Annotated in this window: 2 protein-coding genes; one reads left to right on the top strand and one right to left on the bottom strand. The window is 63.2% G+C overall.

Annotated elements, in window-relative coordinates; translation table 11 throughout:
* The coding region (locus EN939_RS29140; RefSeq protein ID WP_127271146.1) for a helix-turn-helix transcriptional regulator at positions 1-1,061 on the bottom strand (1,061 nt) is incomplete at its 3' end.
* A 411-nt stretch (positions 1,062-1,472) separates the two neighbouring features.
* Here EN939_RS29140 and EN939_RS29145 point away from each other — a divergent pair.
* Positions 1,473-2,609, top strand: a 1,137-nt coding sequence (locus EN939_RS29145) for a hypothetical protein (protein WP_164751312.1), incomplete at its 3' end; no start/stop codon positions are given.

The raw sequence follows: 2,609 nt of genomic DNA on the forward strand, positions 1-2,609 counted from the left end.
GCGAAAATCCGTTCGAGATAGGTGCGGCCGGTTTTCACGGTGATGTTGGAACGCGCCGCCGCCTCCTTCAACGGCCGCCCTTGCGAAAGGGCGGCCGCCAGCCGCGCTTCGGCCGGCGTCAGGTCGAATAGCTCGCGGACATACAACTCGAAGCCGTCGGGAATACGGCGGGCGACCTCCGTCACCATGACCACCGCGCAACGTTCGGACGCCAGGCCATAGGCACGGGCATCGACGAACGGCGCCACCGACAGCACCAGTCGCGCCAGGTCGGATTGCCGGCGATCGGACGGCACCAGCAGTGTACCGCCGACGCCCGGTATGACCCCGTCATGCAGCGAGCAGGCGTCGGCAACCAGCCGCTCCAGCTCCTGCGTATCCTCGGCACTGGCGGCCGCGATTGTGCCATCCCTTAATCGCAACGGACTGTCGGGCCGCGACAACATCGCTTCGGCGGCCCCGTTCATCTGTGCGATCTGCTGATGGCCGTTGATCAGAAACACGCCGAATGGCAGATGCGAAAACGCCGACGCCAGGGCCGACGTTTTCTCCAACTGCTGGCCGATCTGTCCGGCGCGCCGCATGTGCGGCACGATCTTGCGCAACAGGTCGATGTCTTCGGCGCCGAAGGCTTCCTGCCCTGGGCCGCGATCGATGCTGAGCATCCAGTGCGAGTCGTTCGACGAGAGCAGGTTGGAGACGAGGCCGTGATACATGTCGCGCGGCCGCAGCCAGTCCTGCCAGAGTTCGCGGCGGCGGAACGCCGCCACCTCCTCCGTCAGGGGCCACCGACTGACCTCTCCAAGGGGCAAGGCGGCCGATGCGGCAGCGAGCGGATCGCGCAGCAGGGCTTCGATGCCCTTTGGCGAGGTGAACTCCGGATCGAAATCGGTTGCAACAGCGTCAAAGGTCTGTGGGCTGATGCGCACGATGCAGGAGCGCGAGCCGCCGAACAGATCGCGCAGGCCGTTGACCGCATCGAGCCAGCGGCCCTGGTCATAGGCGGCCTCATAGACCTTGCCGACCACTGCGGAGACCGCTTCGATGCTGACGTCAGCCATTGACCCTTCCGGCGTTCAAGGATTGTCGTTGGGGAGAAAGCCTAAACATGCGGATCGTCTCGCGCAAGTTGTGACGCTGTGCAGCCAAGTTGTAGTGGTTCCAGGTCAAGCCCGCGAAGTATTAGAAGAAACTAATCTGTGGTTTTGGAGTCACAGCCTCGTTCAACAAGGTCGTAACCACCCGACAAAGCGACGAACAGTCGTCATATGACGACTGTTCGGGATGCCTCGCCATTGTCAGGTTCGGCTTATTGCTCGTTGGATCTCTTCCAACGCTGAGCCGAAACAATCGTTGTGGGGTGGCTGGAGAGGCATCAAGTCTGGTGCAAGGCAACCCCGCGGCGTCATTCTCGGGGGTGGATGTTGGTTTTCTCTTTGAAAATTCGCCTGTCACTAGCGCTTGCGGGGACAATGCTGCTGCTGACGACCGGCAGCGGCTTTGCGCAGTATCGCTGTCTGATAGACGACGGCACCGATGGTGGTGCGACCTCTTCCGGACCGAACAGCTTAGCGTGTGGCTCCCAGGCCAGCGCCAATCCGCCTGATCCGGCGAGCCCCACCTTTGGCTTTGCTACGGCTGTCGGAACCTTGGCCAAGGCTGAGGGGGACATATCGACCGCAGTGGGGACTTTCGCAACGGCCAATGGGCTGGGTTCCAGCGCGTTCGGTGCAAGTTCCAAGGCGACAGGCCGACTTTCAACGGCGACAGGCGCTTATGCGGAAGCAACGAGTTCGCAGTCCACCGCCACGGGCTACCACGCAATAGCGTCGGGCCCTGATGCCACCGCGACGGGACAGGGCGCCCAGGCCACGTCGCTCTATGCGACTGCGACCGGTTCGGCGAGCAAGGCCCTGGGCTACGGTTCAACGGCTACAGGCTACGACAGCCAGGCGAAGGGATCCACCGGCGAGGGAGGGGCAACGGCTACCGGAATGAGCAGCAAGGCACTGGGCGATTACTCGGTTTCGAATGGCTATTCCGCATCGGCTTATGGAGACAACAACACCGCTGTTGGAGCGCAGGCCATTACCGGCGGAACTTCAATAAACGGCTTCCAGAACAGGGCAAACACCGCCCTGGGCAGCGGCGCCTCGGCGGGCATCTCCGCCGATGGGCAGGTGAATTCGACGGCGGTCGGAGCTGGCGCCGCGGCCAATGCCTCGAATGCCTTGGCGTTGGGCAGCGGTGCGAAGGCCAATCTCGACAATTCCGTCGCCATCGGCCAGGGTATTGTGACCGACCGCACGAACCAGGTTAAGCTCGGCAGTGCCACGAACACCTATACGCTTTCGGGTGTTGCCTCGGATGCCAGCAGGGCTGAGCAGGTTGGCGTCACGCATCTGGTGACTACGGACGGTGCCGGCAATCTGGCGACATCCACCTTTGATATCGCAGCGTTGAACGACCTGCCAAACAACATCGCGGCTCTCGACGGCCGCGTCGGTGCGTTGGAGTCCGGCTTCCAGAACCTGGGCGGCGAGATCAGCGAAACCCGCACGGAAGCGCGTGCCGGCACCGCGCTGGCGTTGGCGACAGCGGGGCTGCGC

This window comes from Mesorhizobium sp. M7A.F.Ca.CA.002.05.1.1, assembly GCF_003998335.1.
In the GTDB taxonomy this organism is placed as follows: domain Bacteria; phylum Pseudomonadota; class Alphaproteobacteria; order Rhizobiales; family Rhizobiaceae; genus Mesorhizobium.